The organism is Aeribacillus sp. FSL K6-8394 (assembly GCF_038008865.1).
In the GTDB taxonomy this organism is placed as follows: domain Bacteria; phylum Bacillota; class Bacilli; order Bacillales; family Aeribacillaceae; genus Aeribacillus; species Aeribacillus composti.
This window is the reverse complement of record NZ_JBBPAA010000001.1, coordinates 411,921-437,966: the sequence shown is the minus strand read 5'-3', so window position 1 is coordinate 437,966 and position 26,046 is coordinate 411,921. Positions and strand designations below refer to the sequence as shown.

The 26,046-nt window shown below is 38.6% G+C and carries 24 protein-coding genes and 2 pseudogenes; 9 read left to right on the top strand and 17 right to left on the bottom strand.

The window, feature by feature from the left end; translation table 11 throughout:
* Window positions 1–192 precede the first annotated feature (192 nt).
* The gene (locus NSR00_RS01980) at window positions 193–429 is read left to right on the top strand and encodes a hypothetical protein (protein WP_340786650.1); all 237 of its coding nucleotides are present in this window, start codon (window positions 193–195) and stop codon (window positions 427–429) included.
* Window positions 430–516: 87 nt separating this feature from the next.
* Here NSR00_RS01980 and NSR00_RS17995 read toward each other — a convergent pair.
* Both NSR00_RS17995 and NSR00_RS01970 read right to left on the bottom strand, forming a co-directional pair.
* Window positions 517–1,168, bottom strand: a pseudogene (locus NSR00_RS17995) (hypothetical protein); the annotation flags it as partial.
* 109 nt (window positions 1,169–1,277) lie between these two features.
* Window positions 1,278–2,024, bottom strand: a complete 747-nt coding sequence (locus NSR00_RS01970) for a FadR/GntR family transcriptional regulator (protein ID WP_063389375.1) — start codon at window positions 2,022–2,024, stop codon at window positions 1,278–1,280.
* Between the two features lie 479 nt (window positions 2,025–2,503).
* On the opposite strand from NSR00_RS01970, the gene NSR00_RS01965 reads away from it, so the two are divergent.
* Entirely contained in the window at window positions 2,504–4,273 is a 1,770-nt protein-coding gene (locus NSR00_RS01965) for a B12-binding domain-containing radical SAM protein (RefSeq protein WP_340786647.1), read from the top strand.
* On the opposite strand, the gene NSR00_RS01960 is transcribed toward NSR00_RS01965, so the two are convergent.
* The 5 genes from NSR00_RS01960 to NSR00_RS01940 form a co-directional block, all read right to left on the bottom strand.
* Window positions 4,270–4,419, bottom strand: coding sequence for a hypothetical protein (locus NSR00_RS01960; RefSeq protein WP_186439327.1), 150 nt, complete (start codon window positions 4,417–4,419; stop codon window positions 4,270–4,272). The two genes, NSR00_RS01965 and NSR00_RS01960, sit on opposite strands and share 4 nt — an antisense overlap.
* Window positions 4,409–4,564, bottom strand: a complete 156-nt coding sequence (locus NSR00_RS01955) for a hypothetical protein (RefSeq protein ID WP_162877044.1) — start codon at window positions 4,562–4,564, stop codon at window positions 4,409–4,411. Before NSR00_RS01955 ends, NSR00_RS01960 begins: the two co-directional genes overlap by 11 nt.
* 384 nt (window positions 4,565–4,948) lie before the next feature.
* Entirely contained in the window at window positions 4,949–6,226 is a 1,278-nt protein-coding gene (locus tag NSR00_RS01950; RefSeq protein ID WP_340786644.1) for an IS110 family transposase, read from the bottom strand.
* Window positions 6,227–6,728: 502 nt separating this feature from the next.
* A complete protein-coding gene (locus tag NSR00_RS01945) occupies window positions 6,729–8,720 on the bottom strand; it encodes a penicillin-binding transpeptidase domain-containing protein (RefSeq protein WP_340786642.1) in 1,992 nt (663 codons plus the stop codon).
* A gap of 42 nt (window positions 8,721–8,762) precedes the next feature.
* Window positions 8,763–10,118 (bottom strand): TrkH family potassium uptake protein, encoded by a 1,356-nt coding sequence (locus tag NSR00_RS01940; protein ID WP_340786640.1) that lies wholly within the window; start codon window positions 10,116–10,118, stop codon window positions 8,763–8,765.
* 234 nt (window positions 10,119–10,352) lie between these two features.
* Here NSR00_RS01940 and NSR00_RS01935 point away from each other — a divergent pair, with 234 nt between their 5' ends.
* Window positions 10,353–11,051 carry a DUF1836 domain-containing protein gene (locus NSR00_RS01935; protein WP_340786638.1) on the top strand — a complete coding sequence of 233 codons (699 nt, stop codon included), beginning with the start codon at window positions 10,353–10,355 and terminating at the stop codon, window positions 11,049–11,051.
* Window positions 11,052–11,096: 45 nt separating this feature from the next.
* Here the strand turns inward: NSR00_RS01935 and NSR00_RS01930 are convergent, their stop codons facing one another.
* Window positions 11,097–11,321, bottom strand: a complete 225-nt coding sequence (locus NSR00_RS01930; protein WP_063389379.1) for a hypothetical protein — start codon at window positions 11,319–11,321, stop codon at window positions 11,097–11,099.
* 88 nt (window positions 11,322–11,409) lie between these two features.
* On the opposite strand from NSR00_RS01930, the pseudogene NSR00_RS01925 reads away from it, so the two are divergent.
* A pseudogene (locus tag NSR00_RS01925) lies at window positions 11,410–11,851 on the top strand (IS1595 family transposase); the annotation flags it as partial.
* Between the two features lie 74 nt (window positions 11,852–11,925).
* On the opposite strand, the gene NSR00_RS01920 reads toward NSR00_RS01925, so the two are convergent.
* The 4 genes from NSR00_RS01920 to NSR00_RS01905 all read right to left on the bottom strand — a co-directional run bounded on the left by NSR00_RS01920 (window position 11,926) and on the right by NSR00_RS01905 (window position 15,379).
* Window positions 11,926–12,141 (bottom strand): DUF6366 family protein, encoded by a 216-nt coding sequence (locus NSR00_RS01920; protein ID WP_327863593.1) that lies wholly within the window; start codon window positions 12,139–12,141, stop codon window positions 11,926–11,928.
* Between the two features lie 244 nt (window positions 12,142–12,385).
* The gene (locus NSR00_RS01915; RefSeq protein ID WP_066250827.1) at window positions 12,386–13,276 is read right to left on the bottom strand and encodes a glycine betaine ABC transporter substrate-binding protein; all 891 of its coding nucleotides are present in this window, start codon (window positions 13,274–13,276) and stop codon (window positions 12,386–12,388) included.
* A 50-nt stretch (window positions 13,277–13,326) separates the two neighbouring features.
* Window positions 13,327–14,187: an ABC transporter permease gene (locus NSR00_RS01910; RefSeq protein WP_340786635.1), complete on the bottom strand. Its 861-nt coding sequence runs from the start codon at window positions 14,185–14,187 to the stop codon at window positions 13,327–13,329.
* Window positions 14,177–15,379: a quaternary amine ABC transporter ATP-binding protein gene (locus NSR00_RS01905; RefSeq protein ID WP_063389382.1), complete on the bottom strand. Its 1,203-nt coding sequence runs from the start codon at window positions 15,377–15,379 to the stop codon at window positions 14,177–14,179. Before NSR00_RS01905 ends, NSR00_RS01910 begins: the two co-directional genes overlap by 11 nt.
* A 373-nt stretch (window positions 15,380–15,752) precedes the next feature.
* On the opposite strand from NSR00_RS01905, the gene NSR00_RS01900 reads away from it, so the two are divergent.
* From NSR00_RS01900 to ku, 3 genes are all read left to right on the top strand, one after another.
* Complete coding sequence (locus NSR00_RS01900) at window positions 15,753–15,947, top strand: alpha/beta-type small acid-soluble spore protein (protein WP_063389383.1); 195 nt, start codon at window positions 15,753–15,755, stop codon at window positions 15,945–15,947.
* 175 nt (window positions 15,948–16,122) lie between these two features.
* Window positions 16,123–16,290, top strand: coding sequence for a twin-arginine translocase TatA/TatE family subunit (locus NSR00_RS01895; RefSeq protein WP_063389384.1), 168 nt, complete (start codon window positions 16,123–16,125; stop codon window positions 16,288–16,290).
* Window positions 16,291–16,455: 165 nt separating this feature from the next.
* On the top strand, window positions 16,456–17,298 hold the full coding sequence (gene ku / locus NSR00_RS01890; protein WP_340786633.1) for a non-homologous end joining protein Ku: 843 nt from the start codon (window positions 16,456–16,458) through the stop codon (window positions 17,296–17,298).
* Here ku and NSR00_RS01885 read toward each other — a convergent pair.
* Window positions 17,295–17,822, bottom strand: a complete 528-nt coding sequence (locus NSR00_RS01885) for a D-glycero-alpha-D-manno-heptose-1,7-bisphosphate 7-phosphatase (protein WP_340786632.1) — start codon at window positions 17,820–17,822, stop codon at window positions 17,295–17,297. The genes ku and NSR00_RS01885 overlap by 4 nt on opposite strands.
* Window positions 17,823–17,855: 33 nt before the next feature.
* Between NSR00_RS01885 and NSR00_RS01880 the strand changes: the two genes are divergently transcribed.
* Both NSR00_RS01880 and NSR00_RS01875 read left to right on the top strand, forming a co-directional pair.
* Complete coding sequence (locus NSR00_RS01880; protein ID WP_340786629.1) at window positions 17,856–19,655, top strand: DNA ligase D; 1,800 nt, start codon at window positions 17,856–17,858, stop codon at window positions 19,653–19,655.
* Window positions 19,656–19,729: 74 nt separating this feature from the next.
* Window positions 19,730–19,828: a YjcZ family sporulation protein gene (locus NSR00_RS01875; protein WP_340786628.1), complete on the top strand. Its 99-nt coding sequence runs from the start codon at window positions 19,730–19,732 to the stop codon at window positions 19,826–19,828.
* Between the two features lie 133 nt (window positions 19,829–19,961).
* On the opposite strand, the gene NSR00_RS01870 is transcribed toward NSR00_RS01875, so the two are convergent.
* The 4 genes from NSR00_RS01870 to NSR00_RS01855 all read right to left on the bottom strand — a co-directional run bounded on the left by NSR00_RS01870 (window position 19,962) and on the right by NSR00_RS01855 (window position 25,882).
* Window positions 19,962–21,614: a bifunctional diguanylate cyclase/phosphodiesterase gene (locus NSR00_RS01870; protein WP_339199548.1), complete on the bottom strand. Its 1,653-nt coding sequence runs from the start codon at window positions 21,612–21,614 to the stop codon at window positions 19,962–19,964.
* Window positions 21,615–21,708: 94 nt separating this feature from the next.
* Window positions 21,709–22,170: a MarR family winged helix-turn-helix transcriptional regulator gene (locus NSR00_RS01865; protein ID WP_063389390.1), complete on the bottom strand. Its 462-nt coding sequence runs from the start codon at window positions 22,168–22,170 to the stop codon at window positions 21,709–21,711.
* Between the two features lie 199 nt (window positions 22,171–22,369).
* A complete protein-coding gene (locus tag NSR00_RS01860) occupies window positions 22,370–24,097 on the bottom strand; it encodes a methyl-accepting chemotaxis protein (protein ID WP_340786623.1) in 1,728 nt (575 codons plus the stop codon).
* Between the two features lie 429 nt (window positions 24,098–24,526).
* A complete protein-coding gene (locus NSR00_RS01855; RefSeq protein WP_066250843.1) occupies window positions 24,527–25,882 on the bottom strand; it encodes an aspartate kinase in 1,356 nt (451 codons plus the stop codon).
* Between the last annotated feature and the right edge of the window lie 164 nt (window positions 25,883–26,046).

Below are 26,046 nucleotides of genomic sequence, written 5' to 3'. Positions count from 1 at the left end.
TTTTTGAAAATGGCATTGAAAACTCCAAAGTATCCTCTTGTCAAATTCCGCTTCCCCCCCCCAAAAGACCCGAAATTAGTAATTAAATTTCCTAGTCTCTATTTTTATATAACAAATTATACCATTTTCCCATATTATATATTGTGTTATTTTCGATAGAATATAAGTGTAATGATTAAAGGAGGTAATATTATGGAGAGCCCTAATGAAAGATTGGATTTAGATGATATTTTAGCTATAATTGAAAAACTTTCTGAAGAAGATGCAAAATCATTTCTAAAAATAATTTATGGGAATCTTGTAAATTTTAAATATTCTACAGAAGACATTACAAAAGAAAATATAATCAATGACATTGAAACAATTTTTAGCGAGAAAATACCTAAACTTTTGCAAATAAGAGAAGAACAAAAAAATAAATCTACATAATCTTTATGTAGATTTTTTCTTTTAAACTGTAGATGAGTAAATTCCATTACATTTATTACCATTTTAAAAAAGCAAACAAAGTTACCCTTATGCCACTCGTAACTGGTTTTTAATGGAATCTAGTGGCACTCCTCGTTGGGCTTCGTAATAAATAAACTCAGTGAGATTGTGAATTTTTCTCGATCTTACACTCGCAAGACCGGTTGAAAAATCACTTGAATGTTCTGTCATGCAATAGATATACGTAAATTGTACGATGGTCCAATATCGTTTAATGGCTCGCTCATGTCGGGGCTGTCTAATAATCGATTTTCCGGCTTATAGACGCCCTTTAATGTTTTAGAAATTTGATATATCAATGCTTATGATGTTCCGTTTTCAATGGATTTTGACTTTCTGGACAGCCCCTAATGTTTCTTTCGTTTGCCGAAAGTAGCTTTCGATCGACCAGCGTTTCGCATAGTATTCAAGAATAGCCTGATCACTCAGTTTTTGTGTCTGTACTTAAAAAACAACGCAAATGCTCGCTCGTCATCGGTTGATCGGTTTTCCAACAAAACAATACCACCGCATTTGGAATTTCGTTCAATGCCCCTTCGTAGCGATACACTCGATACGTTTCCCCTCCCACGGTCACGAGGTGGGTATCGGAAACATCGATGTAACGGGCAAATTCTTTGACGGATTGACGAATTCCTTGTGGATACAGGATGCGGTTGGTTTTCAGTGCTGCCCAAACGGGTTTCTCCCGAAAAATTTTTTATTGCCGCAAAAAACAATAGTTCTTTTGTCAGTTCAAGTCAGAGACGGCATGTGTAAAAACGCTTGCATCATATGTCAATTCCTAGTTAAAAAGACTCTGTTTTAGCCCCTGTTTTTATATGGGCTTTATGATGTTTTTTCAAAACCTTTTCAACATTTGTCAGGTGTGCGAGCATTAAATGCTGTGCTTCTTCCGCGTTTTGTTGTTCAATTGCTGTAAAGATGGCTTTATGCTCTTGAAAAATTCGTTCTGCGGTTACTTGCTCTGAATAAAGCCAAATTTTTCGTGTTTCCCGCATCGTTTCAACAATCATGTCGGCTACATTGTTCATTAAGCTTAATAAAATGGGGTTTTGCGTAGCGGCTGCGATCGCTTTATGAAACTTCCAATCCGCTTTTTCTCCTAATTCTTCATCGTTTATATGGATAAGCATTTCGTCAAGCGCAGCTTTCATATCATGGAGATTTTGCTCCGTCCGCTTTGCTGCAGCAGTAAATGCAGCACCGACTTCTAATATTTTTCTAACCTCTAATAAATGTTCAATATCTTTCATATTCATTAACGCCGCTGTCGAAAGAGAAAACGTGAATGACATGGGATCAAACTCTTTTACAAACGTTCCTTCCCCTTGTTTCATTTCAACAATCCCCATTGCTCGTAATGCGCTTAATGCTTCACGAATCGCTGCACGGCCGACTTGAAAATTTTCAGCAAGCTGATGAACGGATTCCAATTTTTCTCCTGGTTTTATTTCTCCTTTTTTAATCATATCTAAAAGGGCTTCCGCCACTTCTTCATAAAGCTTTCTCGGTTTGATTTGTTTATATTCCATTTGCTTCACCCCAAAGTTCAACTAAACAAAATGAAGTCCAAAATATCGGTACATTTATTTTACTGGAAAAGACTTATAAAAATCAAAGTGTTGGCGAAAAAATAACAGCGTCTAACCATAAACTTTTTCTTTTTTGACAACTTTTTTGGAAGGAATCATAGACCTGTGTCTCCGAAATCGCGCAAATGACTGAATGAAACTTCATCATAAAAAAAGAGAAATTTGTCTAAACTCTTAAACAATGCTTCATCCGTTACGAACGTCTAATATGTAACTCACTTTTACTGTACCAGTTAAAATGACAAAAACACTCGACGAATATGCTTTATAGCTGTAGACTTGATAGAAACGGAAAAGAACGCGTACGAAAAACTTATCAAAAGGGTGAATCCCTGCTTCTTCTTATTTGAAAAGAATATGTTACAATAATGTAGAAAATCGCTACTTCTCAATATCCATTATGAAAAAGGTGTGGAAATATGAACATCATTGTCAGTTCATTAAATGCCAAATACATTCATATGAACTTGGCTATACGTTATTTAAAAGCATATGCCGAGCCAGAATTTCAAGTTCAAATGGCAGAATATACGATAAAAGATCCCGCGATGAACATTGTAACAGATTTGTTTCGAAAAAAACCGGACATAATCGGTTTTAGCTGTTACATATGGAACATTGCAGAAACAATCAAAGTGGCGAAAATACTGAAAAAAATAAAGCCGGAAACCATCATTGTCTTTGGTGGGCCTGAAGTATCATATGATACGAAAGAATGGCTTGAAAAAATCCCAGAGATTGATTTTATTATCGTAGGAGAAGGGGAAGAAACGTTTAAGCAGTTTTTGCGGGAAGCACATGGAAACCAAGAATGGGAAAACGTGAGCGGTTTAGCTTTTCGAAAAGACGGAGCAGTCATTGTAAATCCGCAGAGAAACAAAATTGATCTGCGAATGATGCCGTCGCCTTTTCGATTTGAAGAAGATGTGCCACATCTTAGCAAACGGATTGTTTATATTGAAACGAGCCGCGGCTGCCCCTTCAACTGCCAATTTTGCTTATCTTCCATTGAGGTTGGGGTTCGTTATTTTGATCGGGAGAAAATCAAGGAAGATATTCGCTATTTAATGAAAAACGGTGCGAAAACAATTAAATTTGTCGACCGAACGTTTAACATCAGCCGGAAATATGCGATGGACATGTTTCAATTTTTAATTGATGAACATGTTCCGGGCGTCGTGTTCCAGTTCGAAATAACTGGCGACATTATGCGCCCGGAAGTGATTCAGTTTTTAAATGACAACGCACCGAAAGGACTTTTCCGATTCGAGATCGGCGTTCAATCAACAAACGATTTCACAAACGAATTAGTGAAACGGAAGCAAAACTTCGCAAAACTGTCCAGAACGGTGACGATGATCAAACAAGGCGGAAAAATAGATCAGCACCTTGATTTAATTGCCGGACTTCCTGAAGAAGACTACAACTCTTTTCGAAAAACTTTTAACGATGTGTTTGCATTAAGACCTGAAGAACTGCAGCTTGGTTTTTTAAAAATGCTCAGAGGGACTGGTCTTCGAATTGGAGCTAAACATTTTGGCTACGTGTATATGGATGAACCGCCATACGAAATTTTAAGCAACAACGTTCTCTCTTTTGAAGATATTCTCAAAATTAAACAGGTGGAAGATGTTCTTGAGAAATTTTGGAACGACCATCGAATGGACGCGACAGTAGAATATTTAGTAGAAGAAGTGTTTGAGACGCCTTTTGATTTCTTTCAAGAATTTGGCGCCTACTGGGATGAACGCGGATGGGCAAGAATTGGTCATCAGCTCGAAGATTTGTTTCGAAGATTATTTTCGTTTATTCAAGAACGCAAACGAGAACATTTGCCAATTGTTGAAGGGTTTCTGAAATACGATTATTTGCGCAATCAGAAGCAAAAGCCGCGAAAGCCATGGTGGGATGAAAAGCTTAAAAAACAGGAGCAATCAGCAATCTATCAATTTATCCTGTCCAACCCTGAAATGCTTGGAAAAACCTTTTTAAATCTGTCTCTTTCGGAAAAAGATTTATATAAGCATACGGTTTTAGAAATTCTTCCATTTCATCCTGAGCTGTATTTGCAAAAAAAGATATTAGTAAAAGAGCCGGCAATTTTGTTAGTTTATTACAACTATAGCGATCACCAGCCGCATATGTTTTCTTTTCCGTATACTGCGCTGAAAAAGGTGAGGGAAGCTTAACATCCCTCACCTTTTGTTTTTGTTTTTCTTTTGTTTTCTTCTAAAATATCGTAAATTTTCGCAGCATTAAAATCTCCCAGTTCATTGCCAAATTCCAAATCTTGTTTCACATCTTTTTTGTTCTTTACGTTTTTATTATGTTCCATGTGCTTTCCCCTTTTTTGAATTTCGGTTAGCCCCTTTCATCGGGTCTTCATCTGTATAGGATGCTGAAAATTCTTTTTCAGGAAGGCTTTCTGTCGGTGTTTTGCTCGTTTTTTCTGCCTGATTATATGCTTGTTTCCTCTTCAATCTGCATCCTCCCTCTATAAATGTTGATATATCAACGGTTGTAGCCGTTTCAGGGGTGTCAAAAAAATATTTTTCGACAAAGTTCCTAACATTATTTCTTAAATATGTGTATATCTTACATTGACTGGGTACGCTTCGCGGCCACTACTGGTTAAATTTGGTTGTAGTGGGGGAAGCGTATGGGATGCACCGTGGATCTCTGCATCGCTGATGATGACGAACCCTCCCATGTCTCTTGGCATCCTTGCGCCTACATTCCTTCGTTCGGTCTAGTCATCAGGCAGAGGCCGGCTAAGCTCCTTTAGGGACTCAAGGTCGAATGGATGATATCGCGCCAGCTTCTCCGTGTCATCCTTGTTGTCTAGAGAATCGAGACTATAGGCATCAAGCAGCCGTTTCGAGGCCAAAGATGTCCTGCATCATTCGCTTCGCATCGAACGCTTGGTGCTTCGTACATACAGCGTGCAATACCTTCAATAATTTTCCGCATAACACCACAATCGATTGCTTCTTCCGCAACGGATTATCAGGACGTGTCGTGTAATAGTCGTGCAGCTGCCGAAACGCTTCGTTGTGGCGGATCATCGGCATCATCACGCGGAAGAGGAGGGCGCGCAACCGCCTTCTTCCACGCTTGGAGATCCGTTTTTGCCCTTTGTGTTGGCCGGAGGAATGTTCCCGCAGCGTCAGGCCCGCTAATTTGATAAGCTGCCGCGGATCCTGATAATGGGAGAAACTCCCGATCTCTGATAACAGTTCTACGATGGTCGCATCGCCTAAGCCCGGAACGGTCTTCAGCCATTCGTATTCGACGGAGGTTTGAACTAGTTCAATCAGCTGTTCTGTCAATGCCTCGATCTCTTTTTCCAGCTGGCGATATCGGCGGACAAGCGTGGCAATTTCGATACGGGCCATCTGTTGTCCTTCCGTTACGCCAATGGAGTGTTGGGCCAATTCCATCAACTTCTTCGCTTTCGGTTTTTGTGGCGATTGTAATCCCTCACTTTGCCGGTAAAGGGCCAGCACCTCTTCCAGCTCTTTTCCTGCCAGATCACTCGGAAATGGCGTATATTCCAGCACCGCGAGCGCCATTTTCCCAAATGACGGGAAGACTTGGGAAAACTCTGGAAAATATCGATCAAGCCAGCGAATCATTTGATTTCGAATCGCTCCCTGTTCTTCCACCAATTTGGAGCGAAATGTCGCTCCAACGCGCAGTTCGGCCTCCATCCCTTTCAGAATGCGCGGATAGCTGAATCGGCCGTCTTTCACTAACCGGGCAATGACGAGCGCGTCTTTCGCATCATGCTTGGTTGGAAGATTGTCGTCCAGCTCTTTGGAGCGCTTCACGTGCATCGGGTTTGTCATGACGAGAGGAATGCCCTTCTCGTCAAGAAAGTAAGCGAGATTGAGCCAATAATGTCCCGTTGGCTCGATGCCAACGATCACTTCCGTTTTTTCAAATTCCTCCATCGCTTTCACGATGCACTGGTACAACCATTCCAACCCTTCTCTGGATTGCGGAACGGGAAACGATTTTTTCAGCACCCTCCCTCGCTCATCCACAAAGCAGGCGTAATGCTTCTTTTTCGCGATATCCATGCCAACGACGAGCGTTTGATCGGTGACTTGATTAATCTTCTTGTTTGAGATAGAATTCATGTATAGTCCTCCTTGGTATCCAAATTAGGGGTCAATTCGTGCGATTGACACCCCCGAATCATACCAAGAGGGCTTTTTTTATTCAAGTCCCCGAAAAAACTTCTAACAGGAATGCTCCTTTCTTTTTTATCTTTTTCAGAAACAAACCATTTATTCAGCTGTTTCTATAAAAGATGGAAAAAGGGATGTGCTTCCATATGGATGCCCAATCGTCAATGTTTTAGAAGTTTTTTCGATTACTCCGCAAGGGTATTTTGTGCTTCTTTTATAACGGGTTATGCGGCAATTTTGATGTTTTATACTTCAAGCTATTCGGCAATTTTGGACCGTTTTCTGTTTTGCAGCTAAAAAAAGTGATGATTTAGCACTTTGTTTGCATAAAAAAAGAACCGCTCTTATTTGGCGTAATTTCGAAAAACTGCCAAACAATGAAAGAAGCGATTCATGACATCACTGAAATTCGTTTATTCTATTCATCTTCGCAATGGATGGTTGACCTTTTTTACTTTCTAGCTTTGAAAATATTTTTTACTTTCGAAACCACGTAATGGCTTCCTCCGCGATTTTCAACACGTTCAATCATCATCGTTATTAAAAGATCTTTTTTATCCGCATCAACAGCAACAAACCAACCGTTTTCCTGACCTTTTTCTCCTTTTGCCGCTTTCAGCTCTGCCGTTCCTGTTTTTCCAGCCAGCTTCAATCCTGGAGTTCGAGGTTTATACGCTGTTCCGTTCGGATCCTCCACCACTTGAATCAAATCTTGAAAAATCAAATTCGCATGTTCCTTTGAAACAACATGGCTTTTCCAATTGGATGGTGTCTTCCCTTCTTCTTTTATTAATACGGGCTTAATCATGTTTCCGCCATTGATAAATACTGTAAAGGTGTATGATAAATGAAAAGGAGTGATTTGAATTTGTCCCTGTCCATATCCAGAATCGGCTAAAAGCACTTCATTATCCATACCGTTATTTGCAATTTTCGATGTTTCAACAGGAAACGGAAAATCAATTTTTTCATGAAATGCAAAGGACTCTAGTCCTTTTATAAATTTTTCGGCTCCAATATTTAAAGCAGCCTGAGCGAAGTAAATATTATCTGAATAGGCAAGAGCAGCGCGCAAATCAACTTGTGTTGCAGGGGATGGAACCCGCTTAATATAATAATTGCCCCAGCTCCCGTCTTTTTGCCAAGTATCTTTTGGAATGGAAATCTTTTTATTCGGATCAATCGTTCCGGTATTGAGCCCAATCGCTGCTGTGAGCGGCTTTAAAACAGAACCAGGTGTATACAAATTTTTGAACTTAGCCATAAACGGTTTATTCGGATCATCTTTTTTCTTCTTGTATTCCGTCAAAAAATCGTTCGGATCATAGGACGGCGCACTGACCATAGCCAGAGTTTCTCCGGTTTTTGGATTGATTGCGACACTTGCACCGGAATCAGTTGATAATTCTTTGTAAATATTTTGCTGAAGATCAGCATCAATTGTAAGGTAAATATCGTTTCCGTTCTCAGCTTCTTTTTTGGCGATCACTTCATCTGTTCCTTTTACTTTGATGATCCAGCCTGTCGTTCCGTGCAGCTCATCTTCAAAAACTTGCTCCAATCCAGCTGCGCCAATTTGCTCAGAAGAGCTGTACCCTTTTTCCTCATATTTCTCAAGCTCTTCTTTATACATTGACCGCAAATAGCCAGTCAAGTGGGCAGCGCTCTCGCCAAAAGGATACATTCTTCCCGTTACATTTTTTTTCTTAACGGAAGGAATGGCTAAAAGTTTGTTGACAAGCTCTGTGTCAGCCGGATTTACGATTTTCAGCGGGACGAATGAGTCCTCCTTCACCCAGCCTTGGGATAATTTTCTCTCAATTTCCTCCTTGGAAACTTCAAGAAGCTTCGCTGTTTGTTCCAAAATGGTTTCTTTTTGCTCCTTCATTTCTCCCGGTACTACACCGATTTCAAACAACAGGCCATTGATGGCAAGTCCTTTTCCATTTCGGTCAAAAATCTCCCCTCTTTCCGGCGCGATCGGCTGGATGGAAATTTCTTCTCCTTCATCAAGCTGAGGAAAAATATAGGAAGGATTCCATTCAATTCGCCAATCGTTTCCATTATCTGTTTCTTCTTTTTTTAAAACGGCTTTGTTTTCAAAGCTTATTTTCCCCGCTAATGTTTCCATTGAAACAGCAAATGGGAATGTAATATTTCCGTTTTTATCAGGCTTTATTTCTTCTTTCGGTTTCTTAAAGTCGATTTTCAGCTGTTTCACACCTGAATCTTGATAAATTTTTTCATAGCGGGAAACAAATTCGTCTTTTTTGATATTTTTTTTCACATTGGCAGTCAATTGGTCATACATTTCCGAAAAATTTTGGTCTCTCCAATTGGCAACAAAGTCTGCAAAACGATCCTCTGGCTCTGGATCTTTAGAACATCCCGAAAAAAGCACCAGCACGACAAAAACACTAAAAAAAAGCTTTCGAATCCGCACAAAAATTCCCCCTCTCCCCTATGATTTTATCACAATTCTTTTTTATCCAATAATTACCCGCTCTTTCGGATAATGATAATTGGCTTCCTTCCTTTGTTTTCCAATTAAAAAAATAAACGATAAAATGCCGATCCGACCAATAAACATCATGATCATGATTATGATTTTTCCGATCGGACTAAGTTCAGGTGTAATGCCAAGTGAAAGCCCTGTTGTTCCAAAGGCTGAACAAACTTCAAAGATAATTTCCATTAACGTAAACCGTTCTGTTGCAGATAATATGACAATCGAAGTTAAGCACAAAATAACAGAAACTGTCATAACGGCAATTGATTTTTTTATATCATCTGGGTGTATTTCCCGTTTAAATACTTTCACCGTGCTGGAGCCTTTCGCAAAATGAAAGGCAACTAGCAAAATGACTGCAACGGTAGTCGTTCTGACACCGCCACCCACAGAGCTTGGCGAAGCACCTATAAACATAAATATGGACATAATCAGCAAAGTCGTCTCGCTGAACATGCTGACATCCATTGTATAAAGCCCTGTGCTCCTTGTGGTAGCTGATTGAAACAGAGCATAGAAGAAAGATTCGAGAAAACTTTTATCAGATAAATAATTTCCTGATTCTATTAGATAGATCAGGATTGTTCCAATAACGACCAATGCGAAAAATGTCACAGTTGTCAATTTTGTGTACAAAGAAAACCGGTATGTCCTTTTTGTTCCAATTGTCAAAATAAAGTTTTTTGTCTCAATCAAAACTGGAAATCCGATAGCTCCCAGCGTCATTAAAATAATATGAACCATTTGGACAAAATAATCATGTGCAAAAGGTACGAGCGACGAACCGCTTATATCAAAGCCGGCATTCGTTGTGGCGCTGATGGCAGAAAACATGCCATGCAAATAAGCTTCCTTCCATTCCGGAAAATATTTTAAATAATATGTGCCTAATATGATGGTGCCGATCAGTTCAATAATCAAAATCATCAACATAATTTGCCTCATTAAATTTACAATGCCGGACAAATTCAATTGATTTTGATCAACCATAATCAACTGACGTTCCCTTAAGCCTATTTTTTTGCCTAAAACGAACCAAAACAATGTGCCCAACGTCATGATGCCGATGCCGCCAATTTGGAGAACAATCATTAAAATAAAAATCCCCGGAACGGTAAACGTATCAATGATTGAAACAGTTGTCAGCCCTGTTACACTTACTGCACTAACAGCAGTAAACAATGCATCCAAAAACGTCCATTCGGCATCCGGTTTGTGAACAAACGGCAAACTGAGCAAAATGACCGCAACTGTGATAGCTAAAAAATAAAAAATAGCAAGCATCTGAGCTGGTGATAGTGAAACTAATCGATTACGAATATTTACTAGCATCCTTGTTCAATCCTTTTTTTTACTGTTCATACTATCATAAAGAAAGTACAAGTTTTTTTAAAGAGGTTTTTCCAATTTTGATTATCGAAACTGAAAAATTTGTTATTGTGTCAATTTCTACAAATTCATACTCAAGAAACATTTATCTAAACTTATTAATTCCATATAAAATGCTTGTTTTTTTATATCTTTTTATTAAAAATAAAGGTAGGCTGTTTAATAAAGGGGGATGTTATGGGAAAAATTCAATTACGTCGTTCCGTTATGGTTCAATTATTACTATCTTTAAAAGGAATACACGAATTATCCCCTGAAGAAGTGATGAAACAACAATTGCCCTCTGATCAAACAAACCAAATACCTGGCTTCATCAAAAAATTGAGCAAACAAAGAGACAAAGGAGAGCATGGACTGTCAACGAATGAAATCGTCATCTTAGGAAATTTTTGCGAACTAACTTCCTTGAAATCAACTTCCGTTCAAAATTGGGTCAAGCGTGATATAAAAGAAATCATCGGTCCTCCTGAACTTGGAAAAAAATATTCGGTCGAACAAGCTGCTTTATTGTTAATTGTAAAAGATTTAAAAACCATATTCGACTTTGAAACTGTCCGTTCCTTATTGATGAAAGTTTTTAATACGATTTCCGACCGGAATGATGATTTAATCAGTCCGTTAATGTTTTATAAATTATATACAGATGTGTTGGAACAAGTAAAAAATGTCGAGATCGACAACAACCGGCAGTTTGAAAAAAAACTTTTCGTACAAACAAAAAGGCTTCTTCAAAAACAAACTTCTTTATCGGAAGCTCAAATCGACAGCATTTGCCATGTGACGGTTGCTGCGGTATTGGCTGTTTTAACGTATCATTTTCAAACAAGGGCAAAAGCGTTCATCGATAAAGAAAGCGAATCGACAAAAAATAGATAATAACTAACTTTTAGATCGGGAATTGCGGTTGTGCAATTCCCGAAGTTATTTTCGGGCTTGACTACTTTTAGCCGAACCTTTTATGTAAAATTCGAGAGCCCTCATGTCTTCAAGCAATTCCTTTTTCATTCGTTCAAAAGCTGTATAACGTTCGTATGTAAAATCCATTTTTTCTTCCATCATCTTGACCATTTCATGAAAATGGTTTGAAATTCTTTGTAAGCTATTTTCCATCATGTTAAGATAAACATCATTTTTTTGATGATTCAAATAAGTCCCCTCCTTATAGCAGCCAATACCTATATAATAACAAAGAAACGGCAAAGGGCAACATTTTTAAGGGAGCGTGAAATCACATAGAAAAGTTAAGAAATGTGGCGAGAAAGACAAGAAAAGAGGGATTTCTCATTTTACAATTGCAGTTGTCGCAGCACAAGATAGAAATGGCAATATGATTGCTCGAAAAACAGGAACAGGGCGTGTGAAAGCCGAAGAAATTGAACTGTGGTAGGTGAGTTTATTCATCCTTCAGCTTTGCTATGCACTGATACAGCAACGAATTATAAGAAGCTTGCCAAATTGAAGGGGGTGTTGGTCAATGAACGCCAAAAGCAACGTGTTAAGGAAGGAATTTATCTTATTCAACACGTTAACAATTTCCACAATCGCTTGAAAGGTTGGGTGGAAAGGTTCTAAAGGGTTGGAACTCGTTATTTGGATCACTGCCTTTATTAGTTCCGTTGATTAATAAAGAAAGGATTTAACATTTGATAAACGTGTTAGAGCAAATGCTTATTTAAGCTTGTCAAAAATCAAATGATACAACTGTGGAATTGTTAAGAAGTGCATAATAAAAGACCTCAAAGCACTCTCCTTACTTTAAGAATATTGATGCGGCTATAAAACCTATTATGATCGCAAGAATAAGTATTCCAGTACCCTTCCAACCTAAACTACCTACTAAATCAGCAAGGTTTCCAGTTTCAGCTCTATTAAACGCATCGTTTATATTTCCAGTTGGGTTTCGTATTAATTCTTCTCGTCTTAGTCTTTCTCTTCTTCTTCCAGGTGTTTCTTTGTCTTCGCTCATTATCACACCCCCATTTTTGTAATACTAACATATGTTCTTCATACTCTTTACATAAATCTTACCTTAAGGTTTATAACATAATTTTAACACATTATGGTAATTTAACAAATTTTCATATAAAAAATCTTTTAGAGAACAGCCTTTACTAAAAATAAACAATGAAATGATCAAAACTAAAGACGCTCCGGACCATGTAAAAATGATAAAAAGCTGATGCAACGTTGCATCAGCCTCTTAAAATAGATCATTCCACACCTTTTGTCCATTCTGCCACTTTACCTTGATTTGCTTCGACCCAATCTTCTGCTGCTTTAGCAGGATCACTGCCTTCTGAAATTTCCAACATGACTTGTTCAATATCTTCAGCAGTCCATGAGAATTGATCCAAAATTTTATATGCTTTCGGCATATCTTCTTTTAATCCCTTTCGAACGATTGTGGATATATGTTCTTCTTTCCCAAAGGAGCCTTTCGGATCTTCCAAAAATTTTAAGTCATATGCAGCAAATTTCCAATGCGGGGACCAGCCTGTAACGACAATTGGTTCTTTATTTTTATAAGCTTCCCCTAAAGCCGTTGCCATAGCTCCGCTTGAAGATGTTTGGACTTGCCAGCCTTTTAGGCTTTCATATGTTTTAACAGCGTTTTCCGCTGATTTTACAACGCCCGCTCCAGGTTCAATGCCTGTAATCGTTTTGTTTAATTTGCCAGCATATTGATCGAGCTCTTCAATTGATTGAATGTCCATATATTTCGGAACGACGAGCCCGATTTTCGCACCTTCCAAGTTTGGACCTAAATCCTCCAGCTGATCTTTATATTCTTCATATAAATCTCCGTGAGTAGCCGGCAGCCAGGCGGCAACCATGCCGTCTGCCTCACCTTTTGCAACAGATTCCCACATAACAGCATTATCAACAGGTGTAATGTCCACATCGAATCCTTGATCCTCTAAAACTTTTTTGATGACATGGGCGGAGGCGACTTCCGTATCCCATTCCACGTAAACCAATTTTATTTTTCCTTCATCTGCCGCCCCGCCTTCAGATCCCCCGTTTGATCCGCAGCCAGCCACTAAAAGCGACAAGGAAATTCCGGCAACAAGTCCTAGGCGTTTCCAAATTCGTTTAAACATAAATATCAAAACTCCTTTTTAATTTTTCAATTCGAAAAGAGACCAACTTGCTATACTTGCTCATGCTTTTTGTTCATGCTTTGAGTGAAGCGGTCGATAATGATGGCTAATATGACAATACCGATACCTGCAACAAATCCGGGACCAATTTGAGCGCGCTGCAAAGCGGATAACACGTTTCTTCCAAGACCCGGCGCTCCAATCATCGAGGCAATGACAACCATTGATAATGCCAGCATGACGGTTTGATTGATTCCGGCCATAATTGTGGCTCTCGCCATCGGCAGTTCTACTTTAAATAGTTTTTGAACTGCTGTGCTACCGAATGCATCAGAAGCTTCAATCAATTCTTTCGGCACCTGGCGAATTCCTAAATTCGTAAAACGAACGGTAGGAGGTGTCGCGAAAATTAATGATGCAAACACTCCCGGCACCATGCCGATGCCAAAAAAAGCAACGGCAGGTATTAAGTAGACAAATGCAGGCATCGTTTGCATAAAATCCAAGATAGGAGTAATCATTGCTTCCGCTGTTCTGCTTTTAGACATTAAAATACCTATTGGAATACCGATGATGACGGATAATAAACTTGCGATCAAAACTAAAGTAAATGTACTTATTAAATGATCCCAAAGCTCTTGGTTGTAAATAAACCAAAGGCCGACGATGGAAAATGCCGGCAGGCCAAACTTTTTTCCACTTATAAAAAAGGCAATAATGGCAACGATCAATATGACTAAAACAGGCGGCACAGCCCCCAACAAATCCGCCACATATTCCATTAAATCCTCAAAATATTTTTTTAACGGATCAAACAAAAACGAAAAAGAATTTGTCACCCAGTCCGTAAATTGTTTGATCTTTTCCGCAACTGGAATTTTCGGAACAAAATCCAACACATTATTCAGCACTGTTTGTGCTCACCTCGCTTTCACCTGCAAGAGCCGCGATGACTGACCCGCGAACGATGATCCCTATTAATTTTTCCTTTTCGACCACTGCTACTGGTATCGGCGAGTCGTGGATGACCGTAAAAATATCATACATTGGTGTGTCCTTTTCAACCTTCGGAACATTTGTCCGCAATATTTCTTCAATATCACGAACATCTTTTTTTCTTGCTTCTGATGCATCATCAGCTGTTACATAACCTTTTAGATTCCGTTTGCTGTCAACAACGAAAATGGTGGATATCCCTTCTTCTCTCATTCTTTCCAATGCAACACGCGGTCCATGCTTTTCAATATTGATCGTTTCGGGCCGTTTCATAATATGCTGCGCCGTCAATATTTTCGATCTGTCTACATCTTCAACGAATTTTTCAACATAGTCGTTTGCCGGATTCATTAAAATCTCTTCGGGCGTACCGATTTGCACAATCGATCCGTCTTTCATTAAGGCAATCCGGTCTCCAAGCCGCAAAGCCTCATCTAAATCATGTGTAATAAATATAATGGTTTTCTTCATCGTCCCTTGAAGATCGAGCAATTCATCCTGCATTTCTTTTCGGATAAGCGGATCCAAGGCTGAAAAGGCCTCATCCATCAACAGCACTTCAGGATCATTTGCCAATGCTCTCGCAAGTCCTACGCGCTGCTGCATTCCGCCTGACAGCTGATTAGGCTTTTGCTCCAAATATTGTCCTAATCCGACCATTTCAAGCGCTTTGATTGCCTTCTCCCTTCGTTCTTCTTTTGGGACCTTTTGAATTTCAAGTCCGAATTCTGCATTTTCTAAAACCGTTCGGTGCGGAAATAGGGCAAATCGTTGAAAAACCATGCTGATTTTTTTTCTCCGCACCTCTCGCAATGATTTTTTATCCATTTTTGACAAATTGTCCCCATCGATAAAAATGCTTCCTTTAGTCGGTTCAATCAACCGGTTGAGCAATCTTATCAATGTGGATTTGCCGCTTCCAGACAACCCCATAATGACGAAAATTTCTCCAGCCTCAACGGAAAAGGAAGCGCGATTCACTCCCACTGTATGTCCGGTTTTTTGTAAAATTTCATGCTTTGAAAATCCTTCATCTAATAGCTTCAATGCTTGAGCGGGGTTTTTACCAAAAATTTTTGTTAAATTTTTTACCTCAATGATCGGCATTTTTCCACCCCTTTTTATAAAATTCAATATTTTCAAAATAATACGCCGATAAAATTGTCATACTAAGCTTTAATAGCTCATAATAAAAATATGTAAACCCGAACGATTCGTTGCTTTATAAGTATAACTAATTTTTCTTGATGGATACAAACGCGGTATATAGCGGATATCTCTTATATTTAATGGTCAGCTTGTACTGAATAGTTTTTTTATATAGTTTTCTTACATTTCCTTTTATATGCTGGTAAATTCATACCAATATCAACATTTTACGGTCAACTACACCGTTTATTTTTAACCAACAAGTTCCACACATCAGATCACTTCTTTTTTGCAAACTATGCGTAAACAGGCAAAAAGGAGTTGAATTCGAATGGCAAGGCGAAATCAATTAATTGTTCCAGGAGTTGAACAAGCTCTTGAACAATTTAAAATGGAAATCGCGCAAGAGTTTGGTGTCCACCTTGGTTCAAATACTACCTCACGCGCAAACGGATCTGTTGGAGGAGAAATGACAAAGCGTTTAATTGCACAAGCTCAGGCTGATTTTAGCGGAAAACAGCCTTAAAATAGACTTTTGTAAATAATACAAACATTTTATCCTTTCCCATGTTCGTCCAAATGCTTCATTTTTCATATTGTTTAGGGTAAAATGATGTTGGATGATGTTTCATAAGTTTTATTTGTTCATGTTCCGATTGCATAACGGCATGAAATGGAACATTTTTTAGGAGGAATAGAACATGGGAATTGGTTGGACAGAATTTATTTTAATCATTTTCGTTGCACTTTTGCTTTTTGGACCGAGCAAGCTTCCGGAGCTTGGAAAAGCAGCAGGAAAAACGCTGCGGGAATTCAAGCTGGCTACAAAAGGAATTCTTGACGAAGAAGAAAAAAATGAAAAAAAATAATTGGTTCAACCGTAAAATCGGCAAATTACCGATTTTTTCTTTTTTCGGAATTTGTATGAACCGTTTTTCGAGTATGTAACTTACATTTTTTAACACAAATCATTCTGATCCTTTCGCAAAAAATAAAGAGAAAGAAAAGGTAACTTACGGAAAGGCGGAATGAATATGCATACAATGTGGAAAGGTTCCATATCCTTCGGGCTCGTCAACATCCCGGTCAAACTGTTTTCTGCTACAGAAGACAAGGATATGAAATTTCGTCAGCTTCACAAAAAATGCCATACCCCAATTCAATACGCAAAACGTTGTCCAAACTGCGACGAAGAAGTTGGCAACGATGACATTGTGAAAGGGTTCGAATATGTACAAGGCAAATTCATTATTTTAACAGATGAGGAATTAGCAGCTCTGAAGGAAGAAAATGAAGACAAAACGGTTGAAATCGTCGATTTCGTGAATTTGCCGGAAATTGATCCGATTTATTTTAACCGGTCATATTATATCGGTCCAGGCGAAAACGGACAAAAAGTGTATGCATTGCTTCGTGAAGCATTGAAACAATCAGGGAAGATTGGAATTGGAAAGATTTCAATGCGCTCTAAACAACAATTGGCTGTCATCCGGACATATGAGGACGTCATTTTAATGGAAACGATTCATTATCCAGATGAAGTGCGAAACGCCCGTGACGTTCCCGGGGTTCCTCAAAATACCAATATTGAAAAAAAAGAGCTGGACGCTGCCATGCTGCTTATCGATCAGCTGACAACAACGTTCAAACCGGAGAAATATCAAGATGAATACCGTTTGCGGATTCAAGAAAAAATTGAACAAAAAGTACAGCAAAACGAAACAAAAACGGCTGAACCGTCTCCAAAAAAGAACGTAGTCGATTTAATGAGTGCGCTTGAGGCAAGCATCGAACGCTCAAAATCATTAAATAAAAAGGGAGAAGAAAAAAGCGGTGCAGCAGGCAAAAAAACGAAAACGACCCGCAAAAAAGCTTAGCTTTGCCCGACAATAAAGCGGGCGGCCGACAGCAAATCCGGAAAATGAAAATCAGCTATTTTTTCTTGATGGCGGCTGCCTACTAATATCGTTTTAGCTCCTGCAGCCTTTCCGGCAGCGATATCCACTTCACGATCGCCAATCATATAACTGTTCTCTATATTGATGTTATATTTCTTTGCCAAATCAACAATCATCTTCGGCTCTGGCTTACGGCAGGCGCAGCCTTCTTTAGGTGCGTGGGGACAATAGGCAACCTCTTTAATCGTTCCGCCTTTTTTTTCAATTTCACGAACCATTTTTTCATGGATTTTGTGGAGCATTTTTTCTGACATGTATCCTAATCCGACTCCGCCCTGATTTGTGACAACGAAAACATCAAAATTGGATCTGTTCAAAAGCGCAACAGCTTCAGCTGCTCCTTTTAACAAATAAAAATCTTCAGGCTTATTTACGAAACGGACACGATTGGTCATCACTTCATTTACAACGCCGTCTCTGTCTAAAAAAACTGCATTTTTCACAAATCTATCCTCCAATCTTTAAGGGTGAACACTATGCAACCGATGATGCCGACATTATCTTTCCATATTCCGGAAGGGGAGCAATGGCTATATGAGCCAAAATATGATGGTTTTCGCGCGATATTGCAAGCGGACGAAGACCGTATTTCTCTCATGAGCCGAAATGGAAACGATTTATCCCCATCGTTCCCGGAAATTAAACATTTTATCGAAAGACATATAGAAAAATGGCGTCCTTTTTTTCCGCTTGTTTTGGACGGAGAGCTTGTTATGCTCAAAACAGCTTTTTCCGCTGATATTGCCTCTTTAAAAAGAAAATGGAAAAGAAAAAGCGATGAAACGACCGAAGCATATCAGCTTCTCGTTTTCGATATACTTTTGCTGCAAGGAGAGGATATAACAAAAAAACCCCTTTCCAGCCGAAAAGAACTACTATCCTCCTTATTTCAACAACTCGGTTTACCGCTGCATGTTAGTCCAGAGAATCCGGTCCCGATCCAAATGATTCAAGCATATCATCAGTTTTCCCAATTATGGAAAAAAATTGTCGAGCATGATGGAGAAGGCGTTGTTTGCAAACATATGTTAAGCACATATGAGAACAAGAAAAGAACATCACAATGGCTGAAAATCAAAAACTTTAAAGAAGCGCTCTTTATTGTCACTGGATTTGATTCAAACAACGGCTACATGCATATTTCTGTTCATCATAAAGGAACAATTGTGCAAGCCGGCGTTTTTTCTCACGGTATGCCTGACAACCAAAAACAAGCGTTGTTGGAGATTATAAAAAAGAAAGGAAAAAAGGAAAACCACCTATATACTATAGAGCCGGCCATTTGCATGAAAGTACGGTTTCTTTCCATTGACAGCGGCAGTTTAAGAGAACCTTCTTTCCATTCCTTTGCATTGGAACATGATTGGACAGACTGCACTTTTTTGCAGCTGAAAATGGCTGCAGCCAATGTCAAAGATGTGGCTGTCACACATATTGAAAAACCTCTTTGGCCGAAATATGATATACAAAAACAAGATTTTTTGCTTTATTTATTGGAAATTTCCGATTACATGCTTCCATTTTTAAAAGACCGCCCCTTAACGGTGATCCGCTATCCGCACGGTTTGTTGGGAGAAGCATTTTTTCAAAAAAATTGTCCTGATTATGCCCCGGAATTTATTCAGACAAAAACAATCGACGGGATTCATTATATCATTTGCAATGACAAAAAAACGCTTATGTGGCTTGGCAACCAGCTCGCAATTGAATTTCATATCCCCTTTAATACGTGGAAGGAGAAACAGCCGGCAGAAATTGTATTTGATTTAGATCCGCCGTCGAAAAACGAATTTCATTTGGCTGTTTATGCTGCAAACAAGCTGAAGGAATGTTTAGATCGGTTTGAGATTGCCTCCTTTCCAAAGCTTTCCGGAAACAAAGGAATTCAAGTTCATATTCCGATCGGCACCAACATTTTCTCATATGAGGAAACGAGGCGGTTTACGTCTTTTTTCGCTAATTATTTAGCCGAACAGCATCCGAACGAATTTACGATTGAACGCTTGAAGAAAAACCGGGGCAGCCGGCTTTATATTGACTTTTTACAGCATGCAGAGGGAAAAACGATCATTTCTCCTTATTCCGTCAGAGGAGTCGAAAATGGAACGGTTGCCGCTCCGCTTCATTGGAATGAAGTCAATGAACAGCTTGATGCTGAATCTTTTACAATGGACTTCTGCATAAACCGGGTAAAATCAAGCATTTGCCCAATGAAACATTATTTTTCCATCGATCAGCATGAAAAAATTAAGGCCATCGTCGAGCATTTATTATGAAATCCGCCTATACAACTTAAGCTTCTTCAGCATAGTTTATAACTGTAATAAAACATTTTACAGGAGGTTATTATATGGCTGGAGTAGGTGAAGGATACGGCGCAGGCTTTGCGTTAATTGTCGTTCTGTTTATTCTTCTCATTATTGTCGGTGCATCTTGGTTGGGATGGTAAACATTACATTCCGCCTTTTTCAAAGAAGCCCGAGCTCATTCGTTCGTTGAAACCGGCAAAATTGCCGGTTTCACCTGTTAAAAGCAGAATATTTTTTTAAGAGTAATCAATCTAAATCCGACGATCAAGATTTTCAAATGAACAATTGATTTTTCTTTTCAGGCCAATTTTGCAAAAGTTGGAATGCTTCATCAGATGAAACAGGCTTGCTGAAATAAAAACCTTGCATTTGAAAACAATGGTGGCGATTCAGAAAAAATACTTGTTCTTTTTTTTCGACGCCTTCCGCTACAATGGAAAGCTTCAAATTTTGCGCTAGAGCAATGATCGTTTTTACAACGACATTGTGGTCGTGCTCTAAATAAATGTTTTGAATAAAAGAACGGTCAATTTTAATTTTATCCAGCTTCAGCTTCGTTAAATAGCTGAGCGAACTATAGCCTGTTCCGAAATCATCGATGCTCAGACCTATATTTAGTTTCTTTAACTTGCGGATGATTTCCAAAAACCATTCAAAATTGTACATTGGGACGGTTTCGGTAAATTCAAGCTCAAAGCATTCAGGCGGAATTTCATACATCGTCAAGTAATCCGTAATCATTTTCACAACATCATGCTGGTAAAATTGTTTAATAGATAAATTGACACTGATTTTCAAGTCACGGAAGCCCTTATCTCTCCATTCCTTTAATTGCTGGCAAGCTTTTTCCATGCTCCATTTGCCGATTTCTACGATAAGCCCTGTATCTTCCGCAATCGGTATAAATTCTGAAGGGGGAATCATCCCAAGCTCTTTATGTTTCCATCTGAGCAGCATTTCAAAGCCGGTAATTTTTTTTTCTTTTGTATCGACGATCGGTTGATAATATAAACATAATTCTCTTTTTTTCACAGCTTTGTAAAGCTCATTTTCTATAAAAATTCTTCGTTCGATCGATTTGCTGTTATGATTATTAAATTGGGCAATGCGCTCGTTTTTTTCTTTCCCCATTTTGATAGCAATTTCACTATTTTTAATTAAAGTTTTCGGCGTTCTTCCATGAACCGGGTAAAACACGATGCCAATGCTGTAGTCGTAATAAATTTCCAAATCGTTGATGACAAGTATATCTTCCAGCTTATTGATACGATGCACAATATCACGAATCATCTCATCTTTATTTACAACATTGTAAACAATAACTAAAAACTCGTCATTTGACAGACGACCTATAAAGTATGTATCGGGAAAAATATTTCTCAACTGCCTTGCAAATGACTTAATCACTTCATTACTAATATCTTTCCCAAAAATTTCGTTTATGTATTTATAGCGGTTAATTTGAAACTTCACAACTGCAGCAGGATTTTTTTCTGTTTGGCATAAATACTCTAAACGGTTGAAAGTAGCTTGTTCATTTGGCAGCTTTGTCAAATCGTCAAATTGCGTTAAATATTGAATCTTTTCATCCGCTTCCTTTACTTTTGAAATATCTCTTATAATCAGCGCATAACCATAAAAAAAATTATTGCTATATAAAGGAAGGCATAAGATGGACGAAGGCGTTTCCTCAACAACTGCCTCAAAAGTTGCAGGTTCGCCGGTTATCCTCACCTGTTCAAAAAGATGCTGAATCTCTTTTCTGGATGAAGAATGAAAAAAATGATAAATCGAACCTTTCTTTTGCAAAAAATGCGCAGCCATTCTGTTGCCTTCCTTGACCAATCCGCTTGGATCACAAAAAACGATCATATCAGGGTGAAATTGAAAAATGAGGTCATAAAATTGTTGAAAAAGGCGATCCATTATTTTAACACTTCCTCAACTATGGGTTCTCATTTTTTATATCGGTATAAACATAGCTTTATTCAATAATTACATAGAATTTCATTCATAAAAATTATCGAAACAGCACACTATTGCTGGAGTCTGCAGCTTTTTTTAACAGTTCAATCAATTGCACTTGTTCTTCTTCGGATAGGCCGGAAAAAACTCTCGCCATCCTTAAGGCGCGGATCGGATATATTTCATCAAAATATTGGCGCCCCTTCTCCGATAAATTTGCATAAACTGACCGTTTATCTTTCGGATTTTTTTCCCGATAAATCCACCCGTTTTTTTCAAGCTTGTCAATAACATAAGTTACATTACCGCTGACAAGCAATAGTTTTGACCCGATTTGCTGAAGTTTTTGCGGACCCTTTATGTACAGAAGCTCCAATACAGCATATTCGGTTGGATTCAAACCATGCTCCTTGCTGTCTCGATTGGCGTGATCCGAAACGTTTTTATACGCTTTTGCAAGCGTATGAAACAAGTTTAAAGCCCTCTCCATTTCTTCTTGAGTATAGGAAAAAAACATTTCCAATCCCCTTTTCCTTTTTTATTTTATAATGCTCATTTTAATGAAAAAAACAGTTTATGTAAACGCTGTCATTTCAAAAGTGCGCAGTCAGTCAAAATCTTTTCTTATCGAAAAAAATAAAAGCGTGCAGCAAGATGCTTGCACGCTTTACAGTCCATTCATCCTTTTATTTTGTCATACGGTTCGTAAAAATTGATTATTGAACTTGAAACCTTTTCACTAAAGATTGCAAATCTCCAGCTAGATTTGACATGGATTCGGCATGTGAAGCAATGGTTGCCGCAGATTCATTTGCCGTTGCTGCTGAAGCTGATGTTTGTTCAATACCTGCAGCCGCCTCTTCCGATATCGATGCGATGTTGGAAATCGAATCATTAATCGATTCGCTCGTTGATAACATGTCAGTTAAATCATTTTGAGCATTGTTGATTCTTTCGGAAATTTCTTTAATCGTTTCTTTAATTTGTTGAAATGCGGCACTCGTTTCGTTCATTGATCCCATTCCCGATTCTACTTGTTGAAATCCTAATTCAAAGCTTTTCGTCACTTTATTCGTCTCGCCATGGACTTCTTCCACGATTTTTTGAATATCCACAACGGAATTGGAAACTTGTTCAGCCAATTTTCTGACCTCATCTGCTACTACTGCAAATCCTTTTCCATGTTCCCCCGCTCGAGCCGCTTCAATCGCTGCATTTAAGGCGAGCAAATTGGTTTGATCAGCTATGGATTGAATAACTTCAACGAGTTTGGAAATTTGTTTTGAGCGTTCATCAAGTTTTTTAATTTTTTTCATATTGCTTTGCATGCCTGTAAACATATAATCAAAAAGTTTTTTCGATTGATTCATCAGCTTGCTGCCATTGTCCGTCAACTCCAGCACTTCTCTCGATTTATCAAACATTTCTTTTCCATTCCTATGTATTTGATAAATCTTTTCCATGTACATCCCCATTGCTTCAGAAAGCTCTGATGCAGAATTAGCTTGTGATTCGGCACCAACCGACAGCTCTTGCATCGTCGCAGCGATTTGGTTGCTTCCTTCTTTTAGCTCTTTAGAGGAAGAAAGCAAATCGCTGCTTTGTTTTGACATAGTATCTGAAGCATGATATATGTCTTGCACGATCTTTCGAAGCTGATTCCCCATTTCGTTGACAGATTCCATCAATTCGCCGATTTCATCCTTCGACTTTATTGATAACGGTTCCAACATTAGATTTCCCTTTGATATTTGCTCCATTTGGCCGGCGATTTTGATCAAAGGATTCGTAATGGAACGAGCCATTTTAAAGGACATGATGAAACCGATTAAAAGTATGGAGGCCAAAACGGCTAATATGATGATGATAGATAGATTGCTAAGCTGAATCATATTATTTCCGCTTTTGATTACATCGTTTTGCCGATCTGACATCACTTTTTCAAATTCTTGAATAATCGTTTCCCCAAGCGGTTGTACACTTTCTTTCATTTGCTTTAAAGCATCATTCTTTTTCCCCATATCATAGTCAAATAAAACCTCGTGTCGGACAAGCAATTCCCATTGGTGGCATTTCGCAACTAAATCCTTCATTTGCTGTGAAGAATTCAATTCCAATAACTGCTTTTGAATCTCGCTGCTCTGTTTTGCCAATTCTTCGTATTTTTGACGAATGTCTCGATCTCCGTATAGAAGAAACTGGTTGATTAATGAAATGCGTTCTGCGATATTGTATCGCATTTTCTCGTTTTGGATCAGTCCTTCTACATCTTCCTTCATGATGCTTTCCGTATGATTTGTTAAATTTTTTAATACCCCAAAATTAATAACGGCCATTAAACATGTTAGCAGCATTAATATTCCAAAGCTTCTGAGCAGCCTTCTTCTCAATCCGCCTTGCTTTTTGGAAGTAGTGATCCTTGTCACTGTTTTATTCTTTTTCATATGATCTACGATCCCCTTCCCAAACCCCTTTTTTATTTATATCGGTGCAAAATTCATCATTTTTAAAGAATAGTAAAATCGACCTAGTTTCATCATCAATGCTTCAGACGACTAGCTTTTTAAGAGGCATACGACCGTTTAAGAATGTCAACCATAACTTTTTCTGCAAAATCTTTTTTAATCCGCTTGAAACCGCATATGTAAAGCCGCCATATGTTTTTCAATAAATAGACTGCCCTTTTAGAAAGCAAAAAGTAAAATCGCTCGTTTTTGCAATGGAGAATGAACTTGCTATTTTCAAAGAAAAAGCCACTCATTCATCAGAAAAAAAGTCCCGGATCTCCATAAATGTCTTACCTGTTCCAACAAAAAAACAGCCTGCAGACAGAAAATACATTTTGTCTGCAGGCGTGGACAATTTTGATTAAGTTATTTAGTCCCAAAAAACTCTTCATATAACGCTTTTACAGCTTTCTTTTCATCCGTTCCTTTTACGCCAAACATCATGCTCACTTCTGATGACCCTTGATTGATCATTTCAAGGTTCACACCGCTGTTTGCAAGCGCTGTTGCAGCTCTGGCCATCGTTCCGACATTTTTCCGCATTCCTTCGCCAACAATCATGATTACCGCTAAATCATAAGCAACTTCTATATTATCGACTTCCAGTTCCTTTTTGATCCGCTCTACAACTTTCCGTTCTGTTTCCGAATCAAACTGATCCTGGCGCAAAATGACAGAAATGTCATCAATTCCAGAAGGTGTATGTTCATATGACAGCCCAAAATCTTCTAAAATTTGCAACAATCTTCGGCCAAAACCGATTTCTCTGTTCATTAAATATTTATTGACATAAATGCTGCAAAAACCGGTATCACTAGCGATACCTACGACAGGACCGTTAGAATCTGTTCGTTCATGCACAATTTTTGTACCAGGAGCCGATGGATTATTGGTGTTTTTAATATTTACCGGGATTCCTGCACGGAATGCCGGAATAAGTGCTTCGTCATGAAATACTGCAAAGCCAGCGTAAGATAACTCACGCATTTCTTTATATGTAAGCTCCCGAATTTCTTTTGGATTTTCAACAAAATTTGGATTTACAGAATAGACCGCATCTACGTCCGTAAAGTTTTCATATATTTCCGCTCCGACCCCGTTGGCCAAAATAGAACCGGTTATATCGGAACCGCCACGTGAAAAGGTGACGAGCTTTCCGTCTTTTGAATAGCCGAAAAATCCAGGAAAAATCAGAATTCCTGAGCGATCACGAAGCTTTTTTAAATTTTCATAGGCTTCCGGAAGCACTTGTGCATTGCCTGGTTCATCGCTCACAATAAGCCCTGCTTCTTTAGGATTCACATAATGGGCTTCAACTCCGCGCGATTGAAAATACGCAGTGATCAGTTTTGCATTATTATCTTCACCGCTGGCCTTCACCGCATCCATAAAACGGGCAGGATTTGATTTGTCCCCATGTAAAATTTCTTGCAAATCAGCAGAAATTCGATCAATAATATCATTAGATAATCCTAATTCTTTAGCAATTTCAACATATCTGTTCACAACAGCTTCATATGTTTCCTTTACGCTGCCATTGTTCAAATATTCTTCCCCGCACTTTATTAATAAGTCGGTCACTTTCACATCTTCTTTAAATCTTTTGCCAGGAGCCGAAACAACGACAATTTTTCTTTTCGGATCAGATGTGACGATGTCGAACACTTTTTTAATTTGTTGTCCTGATGCAACGGACGTTCCACCAAATTTTACAACTTTCATATTTACTACAACCCCTACCAATAATTTTAGCAATATTTTATAAAATTCCATATAAATCTTATTATCTCTTTTCATGCTGATTGTTGCAATAGTTTTTTCAGTGCCTAAATGTTCATTACAGCTAAACTCTCGTTCTTAATTAGTTGCGTTCACGGTGCGTTTCC

Coding starts and splice junctions, on each gene's coding strand:
- NSR00_RS01980 (WP_340786650.1), top strand. CDS start 193: ATGGAGAGCCCTAATGAAAGATTGGATTTAGATGATATTTTAGCTATA.
- NSR00_RS01970 (WP_063389375.1), bottom strand. CDS start 2,024: ATGGAATATAAACAAATCAAACCGAGAAAGCTTTATGAAGAAGTGGCG.
- NSR00_RS01965 (WP_340786647.1), top strand. CDS start 2,504: ATGAACATCATTGTCAGTTCATTAAATGCCAAATACATTCATATGAAC.
- NSR00_RS01960 (WP_186439327.1), bottom strand. CDS start 4,419: ATGGAACATAATAAAAACGTAAAGAACAAAAAAGATGTGAAACAAGAT.
- NSR00_RS01950 (WP_340786644.1), bottom strand. CDS start 6,226: ATGAATTCTATCTCAAACAAGAAGATTAATCAAGTCACCGATCAAACG.
- NSR00_RS01940 (WP_340786640.1), bottom strand. CDS start 10,118: ATGCTAGTAAATATTCGTAATCGATTAGTTTCACTATCACCAGCTCAG.
- NSR00_RS01935 (WP_340786638.1), top strand. CDS start 10,353: ATGGGAAAAATTCAATTACGTCGTTCCGTTATGGTTCAATTATTACTA.
- NSR00_RS01920 (WP_327863593.1), bottom strand. CDS start 12,141: ATGAGCGAAGACAAAGAAACACCTGGAAGAAGAAGAGAAAGACTAAGA.
- NSR00_RS01915 (WP_066250827.1), bottom strand. CDS start 13,276: ATGTTTAAACGAATTTGGAAACGCCTAGGACTTGTTGCCGGAATTTCC.
- NSR00_RS01905 (WP_063389382.1), bottom strand. CDS start 15,379: ATGCCGATCATTGAGGTAAAAAATTTAACAAAAATTTTTGGTAAAAAC.
- NSR00_RS01900 (WP_063389383.1), top strand. CDS start 15,753: ATGGCAAGGCGAAATCAATTAATTGTTCCAGGAGTTGAACAAGCTCTT.
- NSR00_RS01895 (WP_063389384.1), top strand. CDS start 16,123: ATGGGAATTGGTTGGACAGAATTTATTTTAATCATTTTCGTTGCACTT.
- ku (WP_340786633.1), top strand. CDS start 16,456: ATGCATACAATGTGGAAAGGTTCCATATCCTTCGGGCTCGTCAACATC.
- NSR00_RS01880 (WP_340786629.1), top strand. CDS start 17,856: ATGCAACCGATGATGCCGACATTATCTTTCCATATTCCGGAAGGGGAG.
- NSR00_RS01875 (WP_340786628.1), top strand. CDS start 19,730: ATGGCTGGAGTAGGTGAAGGATACGGCGCAGGCTTTGCGTTAATTGTC.
- NSR00_RS01870 (WP_339199548.1), bottom strand. CDS start 21,614: ATGGATCGCCTTTTTCAACAATTTTATGACCTCATTTTTCAATTTCAC.
- NSR00_RS01865 (WP_063389390.1), bottom strand. CDS start 22,170: ATGTTTTTTTCCTATACTCAAGAAGAAATGGAGAGGGCTTTAAACTTG.
- NSR00_RS01860 (WP_340786623.1), bottom strand. CDS start 24,097: ATGAAAAAGAATAAAACAGTGACAAGGATCACTACTTCCAAAAAGCAA.
- NSR00_RS01855 (WP_066250843.1), bottom strand. CDS start 25,882: ATGAAAGTTGTAAAATTTGGTGGAACGTCCGTTGCATCAGGACAACAA.